The sequence below is a fragment of the Achromobacter sp. CSND-B12 genome (assembly GCF_052906545.1).
This window is the reverse complement of record NZ_JBREGJ010000001.1, coordinates 2,937,439-2,955,696: the sequence shown is the minus strand read 5'-3', so window position 1 is coordinate 2,955,696 and position 18,258 is coordinate 2,937,439. Positions and strand designations below refer to the sequence as shown.

Genomic DNA, 18,258 nt, shown 5'->3' with positions numbered 1-18,258 from the left:
ATCCCCCAAGCGGGGGGTGTCCGCAATGCGCCGGATCAGGCGATCAGGGTGCCGGCAAGCGCCGCCGCGACCAGGATCGCGCCCAGCCAGAGATTGGCGCGGAACAGCATGAAATTGCGATCCGGACGCTGGATGTCGAACACCTTCAACTGCCATGCCAGGTGCGCGGCGATGGCCGCCATGCCGACGTAATAGGCCCATGACATGCCGATGGCATGGCCGCCCCAGGCCCACAGGATCACGGTGGCCAGATAGAAGCCGCCGATCCACAGCTTGCCCTGGTCACCGAAGCGCATGGCCGTGGAATGCAGGCCCAGGCTGCGGTCGTCGCGCACATCGACGTAGGCGTAGATGCTGTCGTAACCCACCTGCCACAGCACTGCGCCGAACCACATCGCGATGGCGGCCAGGGGCACGTGGTTCTGCGTATCCGACCAGGCCATCAGCATGCCCCAGTTGAAGCAGATGCCCAGGACGACCTGCGGCCAGTAGGTGACGCGCTTGCACAGCGGATAGATGAAAACGAACGGCAAGACGGCCACGGCGAGCCAGCGGCTCATGCCATTCAGGAAGAAAAGCAGCGAGCCGCAGACCAGCAATTGGCCGATCAAGAACCAGACCGCATTACGCATGCTGAGCTGGCCGCTGGTGAGCGGACGGAAGCGGGTGCGTTCGACGTGCTTGTCGAAGTTGCGGTCGCACATGTCGTTGACGGTGCAGCCGATACCGCGCATGAGCAGCGCGCCCAGCGAGAACACCACCAGGCGTTGCAGGTCTGGCAGTCCGCCGGCGGCCTGGACCAGGGCGGCGATACAGGGCAGCAGCGTCAGCCAGGTGCCGATGGGGCGGTCGAGCCGGCATAGCCGGGCGTAGGGCCGCCACGATTTGGGCAGCCAACGTTCGACCCAGTCGGTGAAAACAATGTCGCTGAGGTCGACGGGAGAGGATTGCGGAGCGCTCACTGTCACGGCGAAAGAAATGGGAGGAAAGCCGACAGCATAAAACAACGGCCGGGCAATGCGCCCGGCCGCGGAACCGTCAAGGGTGTTCAGGACCCGGTTTTCAGGCCGTGTATTCCTTGAGCAGCTTGCCCAGGATGGCGATGCCGGTGCGGATCTTGTCCTCCGGCACGGTGGCGAAGCTCAGGCGCAGCGTGTTGGCGCGGCCGGCGCCGCAATAGAACGGCGCGCCCGGCACGAAGGCGACGTTCTGGGCGATGGCCTTTTCCAGCAGCTTGGTGCTGTCGATGTGTTCGGGCAGCGTGAGCCAGATGAACATGCCGCCTTCGGGCTTGGTCCAGCTGACGGTGGACGGGAATTCACGGGCGATGGCTTCGAGCATGCAGCTGCCCTGGGCGCGGTAGATTTCGCGCACGTTGGGCAGGTGTTCTTCCAGGAAGCCGTCCTTGACGATTTCGTACACGGCCATCTGGGTCAGCGTGGGCGTGTGCAGGTCGGTGGCCTGCTTGGCTTGCACCAGCTTGTTGATCAGCGGGCGGGCGGCGGCGATGTAGCCCAGGCGCAGGCCGGGGGCCAGCACCTTGGAGAACGTGCCCAGGCGCACCACGTTGGCGCCATACTCGGCGGCCAGCGCGATCAGGCCCGGTTGCGGTTCGCCGGCGTAGCGCAGTTCACCGTAGGGATCGTCCTCGATGATGGTCAGGCCCAGTTCGGCGGCGCGCTTGACCAGCGCGATGCGGCGTTCCAGGCTGAGGGTGCGGCCGGTGGGATTCTGGAAGTTGGGCAGCGCGTACAGGAAGCGCGCGCCGGCGGCCAGTTCGGGGGTGATGGCTTCGGGGATCAGGCCGCCATCGTCGGTGGGCACCGGCACGAACTTGGGCTGGTACAGGCTGAACGATTGCAGCGCGCCGAGGTAGCTGGGGTCTTCGACCAGCACCTTGCTGTCCTTGTCGATCAGCACCTTGCCCAGCAGGTCCAGGGCCTGCTGCGAGCCGGACACGATCAGGGTCTGGTCGGCGGCGATGTTGGCGCCGGCGCGGTTCAGGTCGTCGGCGACCCATTGGCGCAGCGGCGCATAGCCTTCGGTGGGGCCGTATTGCAGGGCCGCGCGGCCGTTGGTGGACAGTACCTTGTCGAATGCCGCACGCACTACTTCCACCGGGAAGCCGCCGGGCGCCGGCAGGCCGCCTGCGAACGAAATGACTTCGGGACGCTCGGTGACCTTGAGGATCTCGCGGATGGCGGAGCTGGTGAGTTGCTGGGCGCGTTCGGAAAAGGCGAACGTCGGTTCGAGAGGCTTGTCCATGGCTTGCTTCTTAATCAAGAAGGGGGGTGACGGGGTGATGACAACGGAGCGGTAAAGACGTTGCTGCGTAAACTATTGTCCCACAGCGTAGCAAGGCGGCCCCTTTATCGCAGGCTGCCCCTAAAATCACTTGCATCGATAATCGCCTGTACAGTTACATTTATACATATGTTTGAAGCCGCCCCGATCGCCGCCGAGTCCAAGGCCGCGCTGTACGCCGAACTGACCAAACAGGCCCGCGCCCTGCTCGACGGCGAGCACGACCGCATCGCCAACGCCGCCAACCTGAGCGCGCTCGCCTACCAGGCGCTGCCCGACCTGAACTGGGTGGGCTTCTACCTATTTGACGGCACGGAACTGGTGCTGGGGCCGTTCCAGGGCAAGCCGGCCTGCGTGCGCATTCCACTCGATCGCGGCGTGTGCGGCGCGGCCGCCAGCCAGCGCCAGACGCAGCTCGTGCCCGACGTGCATGCCTTCCCCGGCCACATCGCCTGCGACGCGGCCTCGCGTTCCGAGATCGTGGTGCCGCTGGTGCACCAGGGCGAGTTGATCGGCGTGTGGGACGTGGACAGCCCGGTGCCGGACCGTTTCGACGAAGACGATCGCCAGGGCATGGAAGCGTTGTGCGCGGTCTTCCTGGCCAGCCTGCGTTGACAGCATGGCGGCGGCCCGGTAGATTTGCGCATCGGCCGCCTGCGGCCGGTTTCAACCTCTTATTCCATTCATGATTCCTCAGGCCATCTCGTCCGCTTTGCTGTTCCGCGCCCTTGGCGTGGCGACGGTTTGCGCCGGCCTGAAATCCAAAAAACAGCCGCTCATCTGACCGGAGCATGCTGTTCCGTCAGATGGGCGACGGAACAGCGGCCTCACGGCGGCGCCACGGCGCCTTCGCGCGCACCCCCAGTATCCCGAGCACTTCTGTACGGTCCAACCGCGGTCCGCTTACACCGAAGGAGTGTTCATGCAAACTCATCAATCCCCGTTCCAAGGCGTCTGGATTCCCCTGGTGACGCCGTTCTCCGGCGGCGCTGTCGATGGCGGGGCTCTGCGCCGCCTGGTGCGCCATTTCGCGGCGGCGGGCGTCGACGGGCTGGTCGTGTGCGGCAGCACCGGCGAAGCCGCGGCGCTCGATGACGCCGAGCAACTGGCGGTGCTGGATGCCGTGCTCGCCGAGGCCGGCGCCATGCCGGTGGTGATGGGCCTGGCCGGCAACCACCAGGGCCACGTGCTGCAACGCCTGGCCGCGTTCGGCACCCGGCCGTTGGCCGGCATCCTGGCGCCGGCGCCGTACTACGTGCGGCCCGGCCAGGAAGGCGCCGCCGCCTACTTCCGCAGCCTGGCCGATGCCTCGCGCTTTCCCCTGGTGCTGTACGACATTCCATACCGCACAGGAACGACGCTGGAAACCTCGACCCTGTTATCGCTGGCCGCGCATCCGAACATCGCGGCCATCAAGGACTGCGGCGGTTCGCTCGACAAGACCCTGGCGCTGATCGCCGACGGCAACATGAACGTGCTGGCGGGCGAGGACCTGCAATCGCTGTCGCTGCTGTGCCTGGGCGGCAGCGGCCTGATCGCGGCGGCGGCGCACATCCGGCCCGACCTGTTCGTGGCCATGTACCAGGCGGTGCGGGCGCAGCAGCTGGACCTGGCGCGCAAGCTGTTCCAGGCGCTGGCGCCGGTGATCCAGCTGGCGTTCGCCGAACCCAATCCGGGGCCGGTGAAGGCGCAACTGGGGCGCCAGGGACTGCTCAGCGACGAGCTGCGAGAGCCCATGCCGGCGGCCAGCGCGGCCCTGGCCCGGCGCATGGATGCGGTGGTCGCGGGCCTGAACCGGCAGTTTCCCTGCCAATAGCGGCAAGCGCGGCATGGACTGCTTCTTTGTGGCGCCCGGATTCATTTGGTAATAAATGTCTCCCCGCGAGGCTGGCGGATTGCTTATGATGCGGCCATTCTCCGGGGTGAAACAAAACGTTCATGGCCCAAGCTTTTGTCGCGTTGTCCGCCTGGCAGGTCATGCTGGCGGGCCTGCTGTTCTTCGGCGGCATCTACCTGCTGTTCGGCGCGGCCACCTGGCTGCTGACCCAGCGCATCCTGCCGGCGCTGGGCATCGGCCGGCCGCTCGATCCGCGGCCGCTGGCGCCGGGCCAGTTGCGCCGTGAGTTCACGCAGTCGGGCGTGTCGATCCTGCTGTTCGGCACCGGCATGATCTTTCCCTGGGGCCTGCTGCAATTGGGTTGGGCGCACCTGGACCCCGACGCCAGCTGGCAGAAGATCACGCTGGAGATCCTGGCGCTGGTGGCCTGGAACGACGTGCATTTCTGGATCAATCACCGGCTGCTGCACACCAAGCTGCTGCGCCGTTTCCACCTGCCGCACCACCGTTCGGTGGTGACCACCCCGTTCTCGACCTACAGCTTCCATCCGATCGAGGCGCTGATGCTGGGCAACGTCATCATGCTGCCGATGGTGCTGCATGATTTCAGCTTCTGGTCGCTGGCGTCGGTGCCGCTGTTCAGCCTGTTCTTCAATTGCATCGGCCACGCCAACTACGACTTCTTTCCCAACGTGTCGTATGCGCACTGGTTTGCGGCGAGCCGCCGGCATCACCTGCACCACGCCTGCTACAACGGCAATTTTGGTTTCCAGTTCACGTTCATGGACCGCCTGTTCCGCACCCGGCTGAAGGCCGAGGCGGCCGCGCCCCAGCTGGAGGCTTTCCGGCAGCGAGAATCGCTTGGCGGACGGGCTTAGCAAGACGCGCCGGCTGCCAGCGCTGCGCAACCGGCGCGATTGGCAGAGCCTGGCCTACCTGGGCGCGCTGCCCGCCCTGGCGGCGTGGCAGTGGCTGCACGGCTTCTGGTGGCCGTTGTACGCGCTGATGCTGTTCCTGACGCTGGGCATTGGCGTGATTCATCACAACCACACGCACATCCGCATGTGGCATGGCCGCTGGGCCAACCGCGCCACCGATTTCTGGATCACGCTGCTGCAGGGGCATCCGACCTTCGTGTTCTATCCGGCGCACGTGGCCAACCATCATCGCTACAAGCATGGCGCGCGCGACGTGGCGCGCACCTATCGCTTTGGCGGCGACACCAATCATCTATGGGGCTACCTGATCCATCCGGTGCAGGCCGTGTGGGTGCTGTATCCGCTGTTCTTTGCCTGGCTGGGACGGCTGCGCCGGCACTGGCCGGGCGCGTGGCGCTACTGCATGTGCCAGTACGGCGCCTGGCTGGGGCTGTGGGGCGGCCTGCTGGCCATCAATCCGGTCAAGGCGCTGGTGTTCGTCATCGTTCCGCAACTGCACGGCCTGCACTGGCTGCTGGCCACCAACTACCTGCAACACGCGCACGCCGATGGCGGGCCGCGCGCCGTCGCCGGCTTGAACTACGCCCGCAATTTCGAAGGACTGGTCAATCCGCTGCTGTTCAACATCGGCCTGCATACCGCGCACCACGAGAACCCGCGCGCGCACTGGTCGGAACTGACCACGCTGCATCGCGACTACTACCGGGCCCGCGTGACACCCGCGCTGAACGAAGGCGGCCTGACGCCGTACATGTTCCGCGTGTTCGTGCTGGGCACCTTCCTGCCGCGCTTTCGCAGCCGTTCGTGTATGGCGCCCGAGCACGTGCGCTAGCGCCGCAACCCCATACCTGCCACTAGAGACCCGCCATGCCTATCGCGTTCAATCGTGTCTACCTGGAAAGCGCCGGCTATTTCATGCCGGGCGAACCCGTGTCCAACGAGGCCATGGACAGCTACATCGCGCCGCTGAACCGCATGTCCAGCCGCATCAAGAGCCGCATCCTGGCCGAGAACGGCATCAAGCAGCGCTACTACGCGATCGATGCCGAGGGCGCCACCGTCTTCACCAACGCGCAGCTGGCCGCCAACGCCATCCGCGATTGCCTGCGGCGCAATGACGGCGACCTGGCGGACGTGTCGCTGCTGACCAGCGGGTCGTCCGGGGGCGACGCGCTGATGCCGGGCTTTGCCAACATGATCCAGGGCGAGCTGGCCGCGCATCCGATGGAGACGCTGTCGGTGCACGGCATCTGCGCCGCGGGCGTGTCGGCGATCCAGGTGGCGGCGCAGGGTGTCGAGATGGGCGGCCATGCCAGCGCGCTGGCGGTCGCGGCCGAGCTGCCGTCGCGCCTGTTCAAGCGTTCGCGCTTTGCCGCGCGCGGCTACGACGCCGACTTCGACGCGCATTTCCTGCGCTGGATGCTGTCCGATGGCGCCGGCGCGTTGCTGCTGGGACGCGGCGGCCGGCCGCTGCCCGGCGCGTCCAAGGGCGTGCGGCTGCGCCTGAAGTGGGTGCACCAGCGTTCGTTCTCGGGCGACTATCCGGTGTGCATGCAGCTGGGCCTGTCGGCCGACCGGCAGAAGGGCCACTTGGACTATCCGTCTTGGAACGAGGCCGAGGCCGACGGCGCGCTGTCGCTGCGCCAGGACATCCGCCTGCTGCCGCACCTGTTCGACATCGGCATCCACGAGTACGCCAAGCTGGTGCGCGACGGCTGGCTGGATCCGGACCAGGTCGATCATTTCCTGTGCCATTACTCCTCCGAGAAATTCATTCCGGTGGTCGAGGACCTGATGGAGAAGGCCGGCCTGGTGATTCCGCGCGAGCGCTGGTTCAGCAACCTGGCCTGGCGCGGCAACACCGGCGCGGCGTCGATCCTGATCATGCTGGCCGAGTTCCTCGAAACCCGTGAGATCAAGCCGGGCGAGCAGATCTTCTGCTACATCCCCGAGTCGGGCCGGTTCATGGCGGCCTACATGCTGCTGGAGGCCGAGGCCGCGCATGACGCCGCGCCCTCGGTGGCCGTGGGCGCCACGCCGGCCGGGGCCGGGCGCGAGGACGCCCACAGCGCCGATGCCGACGCCATCGCGCCGCCGCACGATCCGGACATGGCGCCGCAGGGGCTGGGCCAGTTGCTGACCGAACTGGCGGCGATCTGGCACGACTACCGCTCGCGCGTCTGGCGCACGCCGGTGGTGCGGCGCCTGCGCAACCGCCGCTTCCAGACCGCCGATTACCTGAACTGGATGGAGAACTGGATTCCGCAGGTGCGCGAGGGCAGCAAGTGGATGCGCGAAGGCGCGGCTTCGCTGACCGAGCAATACCAGCCGCTGGCCGCGCTGATCGACATGCACGCCGGCGAGGAGCAGAACGACTTCCAGATCCTGTTCCAGGACTACCGCACGGCCGGCGGCAGCATCGACAACATCGATGCGCTGCGCCGCAATCCCGGCGGCGAGGCGCTCAACGCCTATCTGCACAGCCTGGCCGCCACGCGCGATCCGATCGGCCTCCTGGGCGCCATCTACATCATCGAGGGCACGGGCCAGCGCATCGTGCCGGCCCTGCTGCCGCTGCTCAAGGCCAGCCTGAAGCTGCCGCCGGACGCCTTCCGCTTCCTGGAATACCATGGCCACAACGACGAGAACCACCTGGCGCGCTGGCTGACCGCGGTGGAACTGGCGCTGGACTGCGACGAAGACGGCCGCGCCGAGCGGCGCATCGTCGACACCGCGCGCCGCACCGCCGCGCTGTACCTGATGCAGTTTCATCATGTGATGGAGGACGAGGCCGCATGAACAGGGAACCCGAATTCCTTGCCAAGGGGCACGATCCCGCCGATCCGAGCCCGTGGCTGGCGCTGTACCTGGATCGCAGCACGCCCCTGCCGGACAAGGTCAAGAAGGCCTGGCTGACCGATTCGAGCTGCGGCTCGCGCCAGTACCTGCTGCCGTTCCTGCGGCCGCTGGCGCGCGCCTGCATCATCCTGATCCAGGTCATCAAGACCTTCCTGCCGCGCCGCTGGTCGCATTCGCGGCTGCTGCATCGCATCCTGGCGTGGGGCCTGAAGCGCTTCGTGTCGCCCGAGGCCAACTGGCTGATCCTGCGGCATTTCCATCTGGGCGCGCAGATCCTGGCGTTCATCGCCGCCAATTCGCCCGTGCGCGTGGCCACCACGCCGCTCGAGCCGATGGAGATCGACGATCTCAAGGACGAGCTGTTCGTCAAGCACGACCTGAACCTGTTCAACTTCGTGATCCGCCTGAACCAGGCCCTGCGCGATGCCGGCGTGGAGATGCATGCGCCCGAGCGCGTCGACTTCTCGATGATCCGCGATCCTGATCTGAAGCTTGAGGATATGCCGCAGGGCAAACTGAATTTCCTCGACCTGCAGAGCGCCATCGAGCTATTCACGCCGCTGTATCAATTGATGCTGACCGACAACGACTTCTGGCGCGCAGCCAATTCGCTGCAGCTGGACGAGACCATCGGCATCTACGCGGCCAAGCTGCTGGGCGCGCCGCAGCACCTGATCCTGGTCAACAACAGCCATCCGCTGGTGCCGATGTCGACCCTGCGCGCCGGCTATCGCCTGGTGCTGCACGGCCTGTCGACCGAGATGCTGCACAGCCTGCTAATGGAGATGCGCGACGCGCAGCAGGGCGGCGAGCCGCCCGCGCCGATCGCCTGAAAAGTGGGCGAATCCTAGCGTTGTCCCTGTAGGGCGGGGCGGGTTCGCTACGCTATAGTGCGACCCTTGTCCGCCGATTCCGGGTCGCGTGCGCGCGGCCCGGGCCTTCATACCGGAAGCGCTTCAGATGCCTCAGCCCATAGAACTCATCGCCACCGTCCTGTTCGGCGTGGCGGTGCTGCATACCTTCTCCGTTCCCATGTTCGCCCGCCTGGCCCATCGCGGCGGGCCCCATGCCGGTTTCTGGCACCTGCTGGCCGAGGTCGAGGCGGTGTTCGGCGTGTGGGCGTTTGCCCTGATCGTGGCGATGGCGGCGCTGACCGGGCCGTCATCGGCCATCGGCTACATGGACACGCGCAATTTCACCGAGCCGCTGTTCGTCTTCACCATCATGGTGGTGGCGGCCAGCCGGCCGATCCTGGAACTGGTGGGACTGCTGGTGCGCGCCACGGCGCGCGTGTTGCCGCTGCCGCGTGAACTGGCCACGTTCTTCGTGGTGATGTCGCTGGTGCCGCTCGGCGGTTCGTTCATCACCGAGCCGGCGGCCATGACGCTGGCGGCGATCCTGCTGCGCGATGCCTATTTCCGCAGCAGCGGCCGCGCCGGCTTCAAGTACCTGACGCTGGGCGTGCTGTTCGTCAACGTGTCGATCGGCGGCGTGTTGACCTCCTACGCGGCGCCGCCGGTATTGATGGTGGCGTCCACCTTCGGCTGGGATTCGACTTTCATGGCGCAGCATTTCGGCTGGCGCGCGGCGGTGGCGGTGTGCCTGAACGCGGGCCTCTTGACCTTCATCTGCCGCAAGGCGCTGCTGGAACGTTCGGTGGGCACGGGCGGCGGCGTCGATGCGCCGGAAGGCAAGGACAACCGCCCGCCGGTGCCGGCGCTGGTGATGCTGATCCACCTGGTGTTCCTGGTGGCGGTGGTGCTGAGCGCGCACCACCCGGCGATCTTCCTGGGCCTGTTGATGATGTTCATCGGCTTTGCCGAGGCCTACAAGCGCCACCAGAACCGCCTGCTGATCAAGGAGGGGCTGATGGTGGGCTTCTTCCTGGCGGGCCTGGTGGTGCTGGGCGGGCTGCAGAAGTGGTGGCTGCAGGACCTGCTGGGCGGGCTGGAGCCGTTCGTGCTGTTCTGGGGCGCCACCGCGCTGACGGCCATCACCGACAACGCCGCGCTGACCTACCTCGGTTCGCTGGTGGAAGGCACCAGCGAAGCCTGGCGCTACATGCTGGTGGCGGGCGCCGTGACCGGAGGCGGCCTGACCGTGATCGCCAACGCGCCGAACCCGGCCGGTTTCGCCATCCTGAAGAACCATTTCCCCGATGGCAGCATTTCGTCCGGGCGGCTGTTTTTGTCTGCCCTGGGGCCGACGGCGGTGGCTGCCCTGATGTTCCTGCTGCCCGTCTGACGGAGCGGGGCGCGCACCTCTGACGGAGCCCCCGGGCGCCCCGCCGTGAGGGTGCCGCCGGCCTTTCACGAAAAACCGCTAAAATTCAAGACTTTCCCGTATTTTTCCGGCCGTGCCCGGCCGTTGTTCGGTCCAGCGCCAGCTCCGGCCCCGGGGCCTCCTCTTGGAGGACTCCTCGCGCCCCTGGTTTTGCGCCACGTCCGGCCGACGGTCACTGATACACCGGGCCCGCGCCTGGGAGCCCTCGATGCCCATCTACGCCTACAAGTGCAGCGCCTGTGGCCATGCCAAAGACGTTCTGCAGAAGATTTCCGACGCGCCGCTTTCGGTTTGCCCCGAATGCGGCCAGAGCACGTTTTCCAAGCAAGTGACCGCGGCTGGCTTCCAGCTCAAGGGCTCGGGCTGGTACGTCACCGATTTCCGCGGCAACGGCAGCGGCGGCCAGCAGGCCACCGGCGCCAGCGCCCCGTCGGCGCCCGCTGACAGCGCCGCGCCGGCCGCCAGCGCACCGGCTCCGGCCGCTGCCCCCGCGCCCGCCGCGGGACCGGCCAGCGCCTCCTGAGTACCCGCGCGATGCGTATGCGCGTCATCAAAAAGTACTTCATCACCGGCCTGCTGATCTGGGTTCCCCTGGTCATCACGGTGTGGGTGCTGGGTCTGCTGGTCGCCACCCTCGAAGGGTTCGTGCCTGGCTTCCTGTCGTCCGAATCGCTGTTCGGCGTCGACATCCCCGGCTTCCGCTTCGTTCTGGTCATCGTGGTGGTGCTGCTGACGGGCATTTTCGCGGCCAACCTGATCGGCCGTACCATGGTGGACCAGTGGGAAAACCTGCTGGGCCGCATTCCCCTGGTGCGCTCGATCTACAACTCGGTCAAGCAGGTCAGCGATACCGTGCTGGCGCCCAACGGCCAGGCGTTTCGCCGCGCCGTGCTGGTGCAGTATCCGCGCGCCGGCAGCTGGACCATCGCGTTCGTCACCGGCACGCCCAGCGGCGAAGTGGCCGAACGGCTGCCCGGCGACCACATCAGCGTGTACGTGCCGACCACGCCGAATCCCACGTCCGGCTTCTTCCTGATGGTGCCCCGTGCCGACACGGTGGACCTGCAGATGAGCGTGGACGCGGCCTTGAAGTACATCGTTTCCATGGGCGTCGTCGCCCCGGGTCCGGCCGCGCCGGGCGCCCGGCCGGCGCCGTCCTCCCCGACGCCGGACGCGCAGCGCGCGCCGGGCGTCGACCTGTAACCCTTTACGCTACTACCAAGCACACAACGGAGTTATCCCGATGCGTACCTGCTACACCGGCCAGGTTTGCCGCGACCATCTCGGCCAGACCGTCACCCTGTATGGCTGGGTGAACCGCCGCCGCGACCACGGCGGGGTCATCTTCATCGACTTGCGCGACCGCGCGGGCCTGGCGCAGATCGTGTTCGATCCGGATAACGCCGCCTTCGCCACCGCCGAGCGCCTGCGCAACGAGTTTTGCATCCGCGTCACCGGCCTGGTGCGCGAGCGTCCGGCGGGCACCGCCAATGCCGAGCTGGCCTCGGGCGAAATCGAAGTGCTGTGCAAGGAAGTCGAGATCCTGAACGCGTCGGTTACGCCGCCGTTCCAGCTGGACGACGACAACCTGTCGGAAACCACCCGCCTGACGCACCGCGTGCTGGACCTGCGCCGCCCGCAGATGCAGCGCAACCTGATGCTGCGCTACCGCGTCTCGATCGAAACCCGCAAGTTCCTGGACCAGTTGGGCTTCATCGACATCGAAACCCCGATGCTGGCCAAGAGCACGCCCGAAGGCGCGCGCGACTACCTGGTGCCCTCGCGCGTCAACGCCGGCCACTTCTTCGCGCTGCCGCAGTCGCCGCAGCTGTTCAAGCAGATGCTGATGGTGTCGGGCTTTGACCGCTACTACCAGATCACCAAGTGCTTCCGCGACGAAGATCTGCGCGCCGACCGCCAGCCTGAATTCACCCAGATCGACTGCGAAACCTCGTTCCTGAACGAGCTCGAGATCCGCGAGATCTTCGAGAACATGATCCGCCACGTGTTCAAGGTGGTGCAGGGGGTCGACCTGGCCAACCCGTTCCCCATCATGACCTGGACCGAAGCGATGCGTCGCTACGGTTCGGACAAGCCCGACCTGCGCGTGCAGCTCGAATTCACCGACATGACCGACGTCATGCGCGACGTGGACTTCAAGGTGTTCGCCGCCGCCGCCACGGCGCCCGGCAGCCGCGTGGTCGCCCTGCGCGTGCCCGGCGGCGCCGAGATGTCGCGCAGCGAGATCGACGCCTACACCCAGTTCGTCGGCATCTACGGCGCCAAGGGCCTGGCCTACATCAAGGTCAACGAAGTGGCCAAGGGCCGCGACGGCCTGCAATCGCCCATCGTCAAGAACCTGCATGACGCCGCCCTGGCCGAACTGGTCAAGCGCACCGGCGCGCAGGACGGCGACATCATCTTCTTCGGCGCCGACCGCGAGAAGGTCGTCAACGACGCCATCGGCGCACTGCGCGTGAAGATCGGCCACAGCGAATTCGGCAAGAAGACCGGCCTGTTCACCGCCGGCTGGATGCCGCTGTGGGTGGTCGACTTCCCGATGTTCGAATACGACGAGGAAGACGGCCGTTACACCGCCGCGCATCACCCCTTCACCAGCCCCAAGGACGGCCACGAGGACTTCCTCGAGACCGATCCCAGCAAGGCGTTCGCCAAGGCCTACGACATGGTCCTGAACGGCTGGGAAATCGGCGGCGGCTCGGTCCGTATCCACCGCGAGGAAGTGCAGAGCAAGGTGTTCCGCGCGCTCAAGATCGGCGCCGAGGAAGCCCGCGAGAAGTTCGGCTACCTGCTGGACGCGCTGCAGTACGGCGCGCCTCCGCACGGCGGCATCGCCTTCGGCCTGGACCGCATCGTCACGATGATGACCGGCGCCGAATCGATCCGTGACGTGATCGCTTTCCCGAAGACCCAGCGCGCCCAGGATCTGCTGACCCAGGCGCCGTCGGAAGTCGACGAGAAGCAGCTGCGCGAGCTGCACATCCGCCTGCGCAACGCTGAGCCGAAGTAGGCCCACCCCCGAGCGTCTGCGGCGCTCCCCCTCAAGGGGGCGCCGCGCGGGACCGGCGGAGCCGGATCCCGGCGGCCTGGCTAGGGATGGTGTCTCGGGTTTGTGGCGTTTTTCTGCTTGCCTTGTGTGTGCTCGGCTTGGGGGCGTCCCGGGTGCGGGGCTTTGCCTGAGCGGATGCGCCTCTGAGCCGCCGCCGGGCCCGTTCGCTGCGTTTCAGGGTGTCTCCGAGGTGGGAAGGGTTCACGGAATTGGAGTAATCTGGCAAACGCCGCCTGGGTTGGCGGTGCTTGCCGGGGCTCTTCTTTTTTGTGGGCCTCGGTTGGCGGTTTCACTGTCTTGAGAAGGCGCCATCTCCTCCATGTCGCTCATCCGTGTCGTCAGCTACAACATCCATAAAGGTCGCTCGGCGTTGGGCCGCCGCGACTCGTTGAACGAACTGCGCCTGGGCCTGTATGGCCTGCGCCCCGACCTGGTCTTCCTGCAGGAAGTGCAGGGCCGCAACGAGCAGAAATCGCTGCTCGACGCCCAGCATGAATCGCTGGCCGCCGCGCTCAAGCTGGACGTGGCCTATGGCCGCAATGCGATTCGCCACGAAACCGACCACGGCAACGCGCTGTTGTCGCGCTTTCCCATCCTCGATCATGAAAACCAGGACATCTCCGACCATCGCCTGGAGCAGCGCGGCCTGCTGCACGCGACCATCGAGCTCGATGGCCGATCGGTGCATTGCTTCGTGGTGCACCTGGGTCTGTTCGCCGGCAGCCGCAGCCGCCAGATCCTGGCGCTGACCGAGCGCATCCGGCGCATGGTGCCCGACGGCGAACCGATACTGATCGCCGGTGATTTCAACGACTGGGGCGACCGCCTGGCGCCGCTGTTCGTGCAGCAGCTGGGCCTGTACGAGGTGTTCTCGCACGCGCCGCGCAGCCATGGCGGCGAACTGCCGCGCCTGCGCGATTCGGTCAAGCGCCTGAGCAACGCCCTGCGTGGCCTGCCCAACAGCGGCGTTTCGGTGCTGGAGCGCACCAACCAGCTCGGCATGGACGGCAGCTCGCGCCTGTTGCTGCCGCCGCCGCGCACCTTTCCGGCCGTGTTCCCCTGGTTCCGCCTGGACCGCATCTACCAGCGCGGCTTCGCCGTGCGCAGCGCGCGCGTGCTGCGCGGCCGCGAATGGGCGCGGCTGTCCGATCATTCCCCCTTGCTGGCCGAGCTGGAACTCCCGTGAAGGCCGAGCAGGTCAGGCTGGAGTGGACCGACGGCAACGACATCCGGCTGCTGCAGAACGGCACCGACTTCTTTCCGGCGCTGTGCCAGGCGATCGACGCGGCGCAATCCAGCGTGCATCTGGAAACCTATATCTTCATGCTGGACCGCACCGGCGTGAAGGTGCTGGATTGCCTGATGGCGGCGGCCGCGCGCGGCGTCAAGGTGCGCGTGGTGCTCGATGGCTTCGGCGCGGCCGAGACCGCCGAGACCCTGCGCGAACGCCTGACCGGCGCCGGCGCGCAATGCCGCATCTTCCGCCCCGAGCCGCGCTGGTTCGCGAAGTTCATTCCCTCGCGTAGCCGCCTGCGGCGCCTGCACCGCAAGGTCACCATCGTTGATGGCAACGTCGCCTTCATCGGCGGCATCAACATCATCGACGACTACGACGATCTCGATCCCACCGATGGCATTTCGGCGCCGCGCTTCGATTTCGCGGTGCAGGTGCGCGGCCCGTTGGTGACCGAGGCGGCCTACGCGCAGGATCTGTTGTGGGTGCGCCTGAACTGGGCCCGCCTGCGGCGCCATCCGCGCGATTGGAGCCGCATGCGGCTGACCAAGCCCAGCCATGCGCCGGTGGCGCCCTGTGGCACGCTGCGCGCCGCGCTGGTGCTGCGCGACAATCTGCGTTTCCGCCAGACCTTCGAACGCGCCTATCTCTACGGCATCACCCAGGCACGCCGCGACATCCTCATCGCCAACGCCTATTTTTTCCCCGGCCGCCAGTTCCGCCGCGCCCTGGCCAAGGCCGCCGCGCGCGGCGTGCGCGTGCGCCTGCTGTTGCAGGGCAAGATCGAATACCGCATGCAGTACCACGCTACCCGCTCGCTCTACGACCAGCTGCTGCGCGACGGCATCGAGATCTACGAATACATGCCGAGCTACCTGCACGCCAAGGTGGCGGTGATCGACAATGTCGCCACGGTGGGTTCGTCCAACCTGGACCCCTTCAGCCTGCTGCTGGCGCGGGAGGCCAACGTGGTGATCGATGACCAGCCGTTCGCCTGGGACCTGCAGGAGCGCCTGGAGACGGCGATCCAGGAAGGCGGGCGTTTCATCCGGCCCCTGGATTACCAGCGGCGTGGATGGGTGCGGCGCTGGGTGGACGCGGTGTCTTATACGTTGTTGCGGATCGGGGTGGCGCTGACGGGGACGTCGGATAAGTACTGAACCTACCGGCGAAGGTTAAACTGCGTGGCTACGGAATAGTCACTTATATGCTGTGGGGCCTATCGTCATGAGCATAATTGTTACCGGTGGTGCAGGTTTTATTGGCTCGAATTTTGTTCTGGATTGGCTTGAACATGATGACGAAATGGTCATCAATCTGGACAAACTGACCTATGCGGGCAATCCAGGCAACCTGGAAAGGTTGGACGGTGATGCACGGCACAAGTTGGTCGTGGGTGATATCGGGGATCGCGCATTGCTGGATGCATTGCTGTGCAAACACCAGCCGCGAGCGGTGTTGAATTTTGCCGCCGAATCGCACGTCGACCGCTCCATCCATGGCCCGGACGCTTTCGTCCAGACCAACGTCGTCGGCACCTTCCATCTGCTGGAAGCCGTGCGGGCCTACTGGACCGGCCTGGAAGGTCGGGCGCGCCAGGCTTTCCGCTTTCTCCATGTGTCGACCGACGAGGTTTACGGCTCGCTGGACGCACAGGACCCTGCCTTCAAGGAAACTAACGGGTACCAGCCCAACAGTCCGTATTCCGCCACCAAGGCGGCCAGCGACCATCTGGTTCGCGCGTATCACCATACCTATGGCCTGCCGGTGCTCACGACCAATTGTTCCAACAACTACGGTCCTTATCACTTTCCGGAAAAACTCATCCCGTTGATCATCCACAATGCTCTTGCAGGGAAGCCATTGCCGATCTATGGCGACGGCCAGCAGGTGCGTGATTGGCTGTATGTCAAGGACCACTGCGCCGCGATCCGACGCGTGCTGGAGGCTGGCCGGCCCGGCGAAACCTATAACGTTGGTGGCTGGAACGAAATGCCGAACTTGGACGTGGTGGCCACGGTCTGCGAGTTGCTGAACGAATTGCGGCCGCGGGCCGACGGCCGCTCGTACCGGGAGCAGATCACCTTCGTGAAAGATCGTCCCGGCCATGACAGGCGCTATGCCATCGACGCCACCAAGCTTGCGCAGGAGCTCGGCTGGAAGCCGGCGGAAACCTTCGAATCCGGTATCCGTAAAACGGTGCAGTGGTATATCGATAATCCGCAGTGGGTGGCGAATGTCACCAGCGGTGCATATCGCGACTGGGTCGCCAAACAGTATGCTTCGTAAGGGCCCTGTTTTCCGCCCGGTAGCGCGATGAAGATGACACCGCTGCAGATCTCCGATGTGTTGCTCGTCGAACCCACCGTGTTCGGCGACGAGCGGGGATTTTTCATGGAAACCTATCGCAAGCACGCCCTGGACGCCGCCGTGGGGCGATCGGTAGATTTCGTTCAGGACAACCATTCGCGTTCGGCGCGCCACGTTTTGCGCGGTCTGCATTATCAGATCGGCCGCCCGCAGGGAAAGCTGGTGCGTGTCGTCGAAGGCGAGGTTTTCGACGTGGCAGTCGACTTGCGCAAGTCTTCGCCGACCTTCGGAAAGTGGGTTGGCGCCATTCTCTCGGCCCAGAATCAACGCCAGCTATGGGTGCCGGAGGGCTTCGCGCATGGATTTGTGGTGTTGTCGGAGTTCGCCAGTTCGGTCTACAAGTCGACCGATTACTATGCCCCAGAGTGCGAGCGTTGCCTGCAATGGGATGATCCCGTCGTGGGTGTCGAGTGGCCACTGGCGCGTCGCCCGATCCTGTCACCCAAGGACTGTAACGGGGTTGCGTTCGCCGATGCAGAAATGTTCAGCTAGGCACGTTTTACCAGGCCAAGGGCCAAGGCTGTCCCCCCCAGAATGATACCGGCGCCCGTCGCAATCGAGGCCGTGATGGCTTCGTCGAGGAACCAGGCGCCCCAGAGCACGCCGAAGACCGGCACGAGGAAGGTAACGCTTACCGCAGCCGTTGGGCCGATATTGGCGATCAACCTGAAGAACACGATGTAGGCCGCGCCCGTACAGACGACCGCCAGTAGAACAGTGGCGCGCCAGGCTTCGAACGACACGGGATGCACTGGCCACGCCGATATCGCTAGCGGCAACAGCACCAAGGAGGCTGCGATCATGCTGCCCGTGGCATTGGCCAGGGCATCCACGCCCGTCAGGTAGCGTTTGGTCCAGTTGGCGGCGACGCCGTAGAAAACCGGAGCGGAAATGGCGGCCAGTACGGCCGGGCCAGTGCCTCCGACCTGGAAGTCGAGCCGGTCCCAGACGAGCACGATGATGCCGCCAAATCCTATCAGCAGGCCCACTGATCGTGTCCATGGCAACTTGTCCTTGAGCCAGAGCCAGCCGATCACGGCGCCCCATACTGGCGTGACGGCATTGGCGACGGACAGGAAACCCGCGCCCAGCGACTGCGCCGCATAGGCGTAAAGCAGGAATGGCACCGCGGCGTTCAAGACGCCCACCACCAGGATCGTCTTCCAATGGCGACGAATCGCCGGCAGTTTGCCACGCCAGGCGGCGGCAGGCAGCAGAAACAACGCGGCCAAGCCCACGCGCAACTCGATCAGCGCTATGGGACCGAATTCCGGTACGGCAATCCGCATGCACAGGAACGAGCCTCCCCACACCGCGGCAAGGAATAGCAATTCCCAAAGATCTTGTCGACGCATCGTCATGG

The 18,258-nt window shown here is 65.8% G+C and carries 17 protein-coding genes; 14 read left to right on the top strand and 3 right to left on the bottom strand.

The genetic code is table 11. The features are described from left to right. Positions 1-35 precede the first annotated feature (35 nt). Together ubiA and ACUTAG_RS13845 are read right to left on the bottom strand one after the other, a co-directional pair. A complete protein-coding gene (ubiA, locus tag ACUTAG_RS13850) occupies positions 36-962 on the bottom strand; it encodes a 4-hydroxybenzoate octaprenyltransferase (protein ID WP_020925851.1) in 927 nt (308 codons plus the stop codon). Between the two features lie 100 nt (positions 963-1,062). Next, on the bottom strand, positions 1,063-2,265 hold the full coding sequence (locus ACUTAG_RS13845; RefSeq protein ID WP_049051967.1) for an aminotransferase-like domain-containing protein: 1,203 nt from the start codon (positions 2,263-2,265) through the stop codon (positions 1,063-1,065). Between the two features lie 168 nt (positions 2,266-2,433). Here ACUTAG_RS13845 and ACUTAG_RS13840 point away from each other — a divergent pair, with 168 nt between their 5' ends. From ACUTAG_RS13840 to rfbC, 14 genes are all read left to right on the top strand, one after another. Further along, a complete protein-coding gene (locus ACUTAG_RS13840) occupies positions 2,434-2,919 on the top strand; it encodes a GAF domain-containing protein (protein WP_148317459.1) in 486 nt (161 codons plus the stop codon). A gap of 307 nt (positions 2,920-3,226) precedes the next feature. Next, positions 3,227-4,120 carry a 4-hydroxy-tetrahydrodipicolinate synthase gene (gene dapA / locus ACUTAG_RS13835; RefSeq protein ID WP_020925853.1) on the top strand — a complete coding sequence of 298 codons (894 nt, stop codon included), beginning with the start codon at positions 3,227-3,229 and terminating at the stop codon, positions 4,118-4,120. 122 nt (positions 4,121-4,242) lie between these two features. Beyond that, the gene (locus ACUTAG_RS13830) at positions 4,243-5,019 is read left to right on the top strand and encodes a sterol desaturase family protein (RefSeq protein ID WP_024070755.1); all 777 of its coding nucleotides are present in this window, start codon (positions 4,243-4,245) and stop codon (positions 5,017-5,019) included. Continuing rightward, positions 5,003-5,911 carry a fatty acid desaturase family protein gene (locus ACUTAG_RS13825; RefSeq protein WP_148317457.1) on the top strand — a complete coding sequence of 303 codons (909 nt, stop codon included), beginning with the start codon at positions 5,003-5,005 and terminating at the stop codon, positions 5,909-5,911. The genes ACUTAG_RS13830 and ACUTAG_RS13825 overlap by 17 nt, the downstream gene beginning before the upstream one ends. 35 nt (positions 5,912-5,946) lie before the next feature. After that, entirely contained in the window at positions 5,947-7,878 is a 1,932-nt protein-coding gene (locus tag ACUTAG_RS13820) for a StlD/DarB family beta-ketosynthase (RefSeq protein ID WP_054446488.1), read from the top strand. Continuing rightward, positions 7,875-8,771, top strand: a complete 897-nt coding sequence (locus ACUTAG_RS13815; protein ID WP_020925856.1) for a DUF6999 family protein — start codon at positions 7,875-7,877, stop codon at positions 8,769-8,771. Before ACUTAG_RS13820 ends, ACUTAG_RS13815 begins: the two co-directional genes overlap by 4 nt. Before the next feature lie 127 nt (positions 8,772-8,898). Further along, the gene (locus ACUTAG_RS13810; RefSeq protein WP_006389685.1) at positions 8,899-10,182 is read left to right on the top strand and encodes a putative Na+/H+ antiporter; all 1,284 of its coding nucleotides are present in this window, start codon (positions 8,899-8,901) and stop codon (positions 10,180-10,182) included. Between the two features lie 247 nt (positions 10,183-10,429). After that, a complete protein-coding gene (locus ACUTAG_RS13805) occupies positions 10,430-10,744 on the top strand; it encodes an FmdB family zinc ribbon protein (protein ID WP_020925857.1) in 315 nt (104 codons plus the stop codon). Between the two features lie 17 nt (positions 10,745-10,761). Then, on the top strand, positions 10,762-11,424 hold the full coding sequence (locus ACUTAG_RS13800; RefSeq protein ID WP_020925858.1) for a DUF502 domain-containing protein: 663 nt from the start codon (positions 10,762-10,764) through the stop codon (positions 11,422-11,424). 40 nt (positions 11,425-11,464) lie between these two features. Beyond that, positions 11,465-13,252, top strand: coding sequence for an aspartate--tRNA ligase (aspS, locus tag ACUTAG_RS13795; RefSeq protein WP_049077151.1), 1,788 nt, complete (start codon positions 11,465-11,467; stop codon positions 13,250-13,252). Between the two features lie 358 nt (positions 13,253-13,610). Beyond that, positions 13,611-14,477, top strand: coding sequence for an endonuclease/exonuclease/phosphatase family protein (locus ACUTAG_RS13790; RefSeq protein WP_006389688.1), 867 nt, complete (start codon positions 13,611-13,613; stop codon positions 14,475-14,477). Continuing rightward, positions 14,474-15,685 carry a cardiolipin synthase ClsB gene (gene clsB, locus ACUTAG_RS13785; protein WP_026382036.1) on the top strand — a complete coding sequence of 404 codons (1,212 nt, stop codon included), beginning with the start codon at positions 14,474-14,476 and terminating at the stop codon, positions 15,683-15,685. The genes ACUTAG_RS13790 and clsB overlap by 4 nt, the downstream gene beginning before the upstream one ends. Positions 15,686-15,752: 67 nt before the next feature. Further along, positions 15,753-16,814 carry a dTDP-glucose 4,6-dehydratase gene (gene rfbB, locus ACUTAG_RS13780; RefSeq protein WP_054446485.1) on the top strand — a complete coding sequence of 354 codons (1,062 nt, stop codon included), beginning with the start codon at positions 15,753-15,755 and terminating at the stop codon, positions 16,812-16,814. 27 nt (positions 16,815-16,841) lie between these two features. After that, positions 16,842-17,387, top strand: a complete 546-nt coding sequence (rfbC, locus tag ACUTAG_RS13775; RefSeq protein ID WP_054446481.1) for a dTDP-4-dehydrorhamnose 3,5-epimerase — start codon at positions 16,842-16,844, stop codon at positions 17,385-17,387. On the opposite strand, the gene ACUTAG_RS13770 is transcribed toward rfbC, so the two are convergent. After that, positions 17,384-18,250, bottom strand: a complete 867-nt coding sequence (locus ACUTAG_RS13770) for a DMT family transporter (protein WP_054446551.1) — start codon at positions 18,248-18,250, stop codon at positions 17,384-17,386. The two genes, rfbC and ACUTAG_RS13770, sit on opposite strands and share 4 nt — an antisense overlap. Positions 18,251-18,258 lie beyond the last annotated feature (8 nt).

Coding starts and splice junctions, on each gene's coding strand:
- ACUTAG_RS13845 (WP_049051967.1), bottom strand. CDS start 2,265: ATGGACAAGCCTCTCGAACCGACGTTCGCCTTTTCCGAACGCGCCCAG.
- ACUTAG_RS13840 (WP_148317459.1), top strand. CDS start 2,434: ATGTTTGAAGCCGCCCCGATCGCCGCCGAGTCCAAGGCCGCGCTGTAC.
- dapA (WP_020925853.1), top strand. CDS start 3,227: ATGCAAACTCATCAATCCCCGTTCCAAGGCGTCTGGATTCCCCTGGTG.
- ACUTAG_RS13830 (WP_024070755.1), top strand. CDS start 4,243: ATGGCCCAAGCTTTTGTCGCGTTGTCCGCCTGGCAGGTCATGCTGGCG.
- ACUTAG_RS13820 (WP_054446488.1), top strand. CDS start 5,947: ATGCCTATCGCGTTCAATCGTGTCTACCTGGAAAGCGCCGGCTATTTC.
- ACUTAG_RS13815 (WP_020925856.1), top strand. CDS start 7,875: ATGAACAGGGAACCCGAATTCCTTGCCAAGGGGCACGATCCCGCCGAT.
- ACUTAG_RS13810 (WP_006389685.1), top strand. CDS start 8,899: ATGCCTCAGCCCATAGAACTCATCGCCACCGTCCTGTTCGGCGTGGCG.
- ACUTAG_RS13805 (WP_020925857.1), top strand. CDS start 10,430: ATGCCCATCTACGCCTACAAGTGCAGCGCCTGTGGCCATGCCAAAGAC.
- ACUTAG_RS13800 (WP_020925858.1), top strand. CDS start 10,762: ATGCGCGTCATCAAAAAGTACTTCATCACCGGCCTGCTGATCTGGGTT.
- aspS (WP_049077151.1), top strand. CDS start 11,465: ATGCGTACCTGCTACACCGGCCAGGTTTGCCGCGACCATCTCGGCCAG.
- ACUTAG_RS13790 (WP_006389688.1), top strand. CDS start 13,611: ATGTCGCTCATCCGTGTCGTCAGCTACAACATCCATAAAGGTCGCTCG.
- rfbB (WP_054446485.1), top strand. CDS start 15,753: ATGAGCATAATTGTTACCGGTGGTGCAGGTTTTATTGGCTCGAATTTT.
- rfbC (WP_054446481.1), top strand. CDS start 16,842: ATGAAGATGACACCGCTGCAGATCTCCGATGTGTTGCTCGTCGAACCC.
- ACUTAG_RS13770 (WP_054446551.1), bottom strand. CDS start 18,250: ATGCGTCGACAAGATCTTTGGGAATTGCTATTCCTTGCCGCGGTGTGG.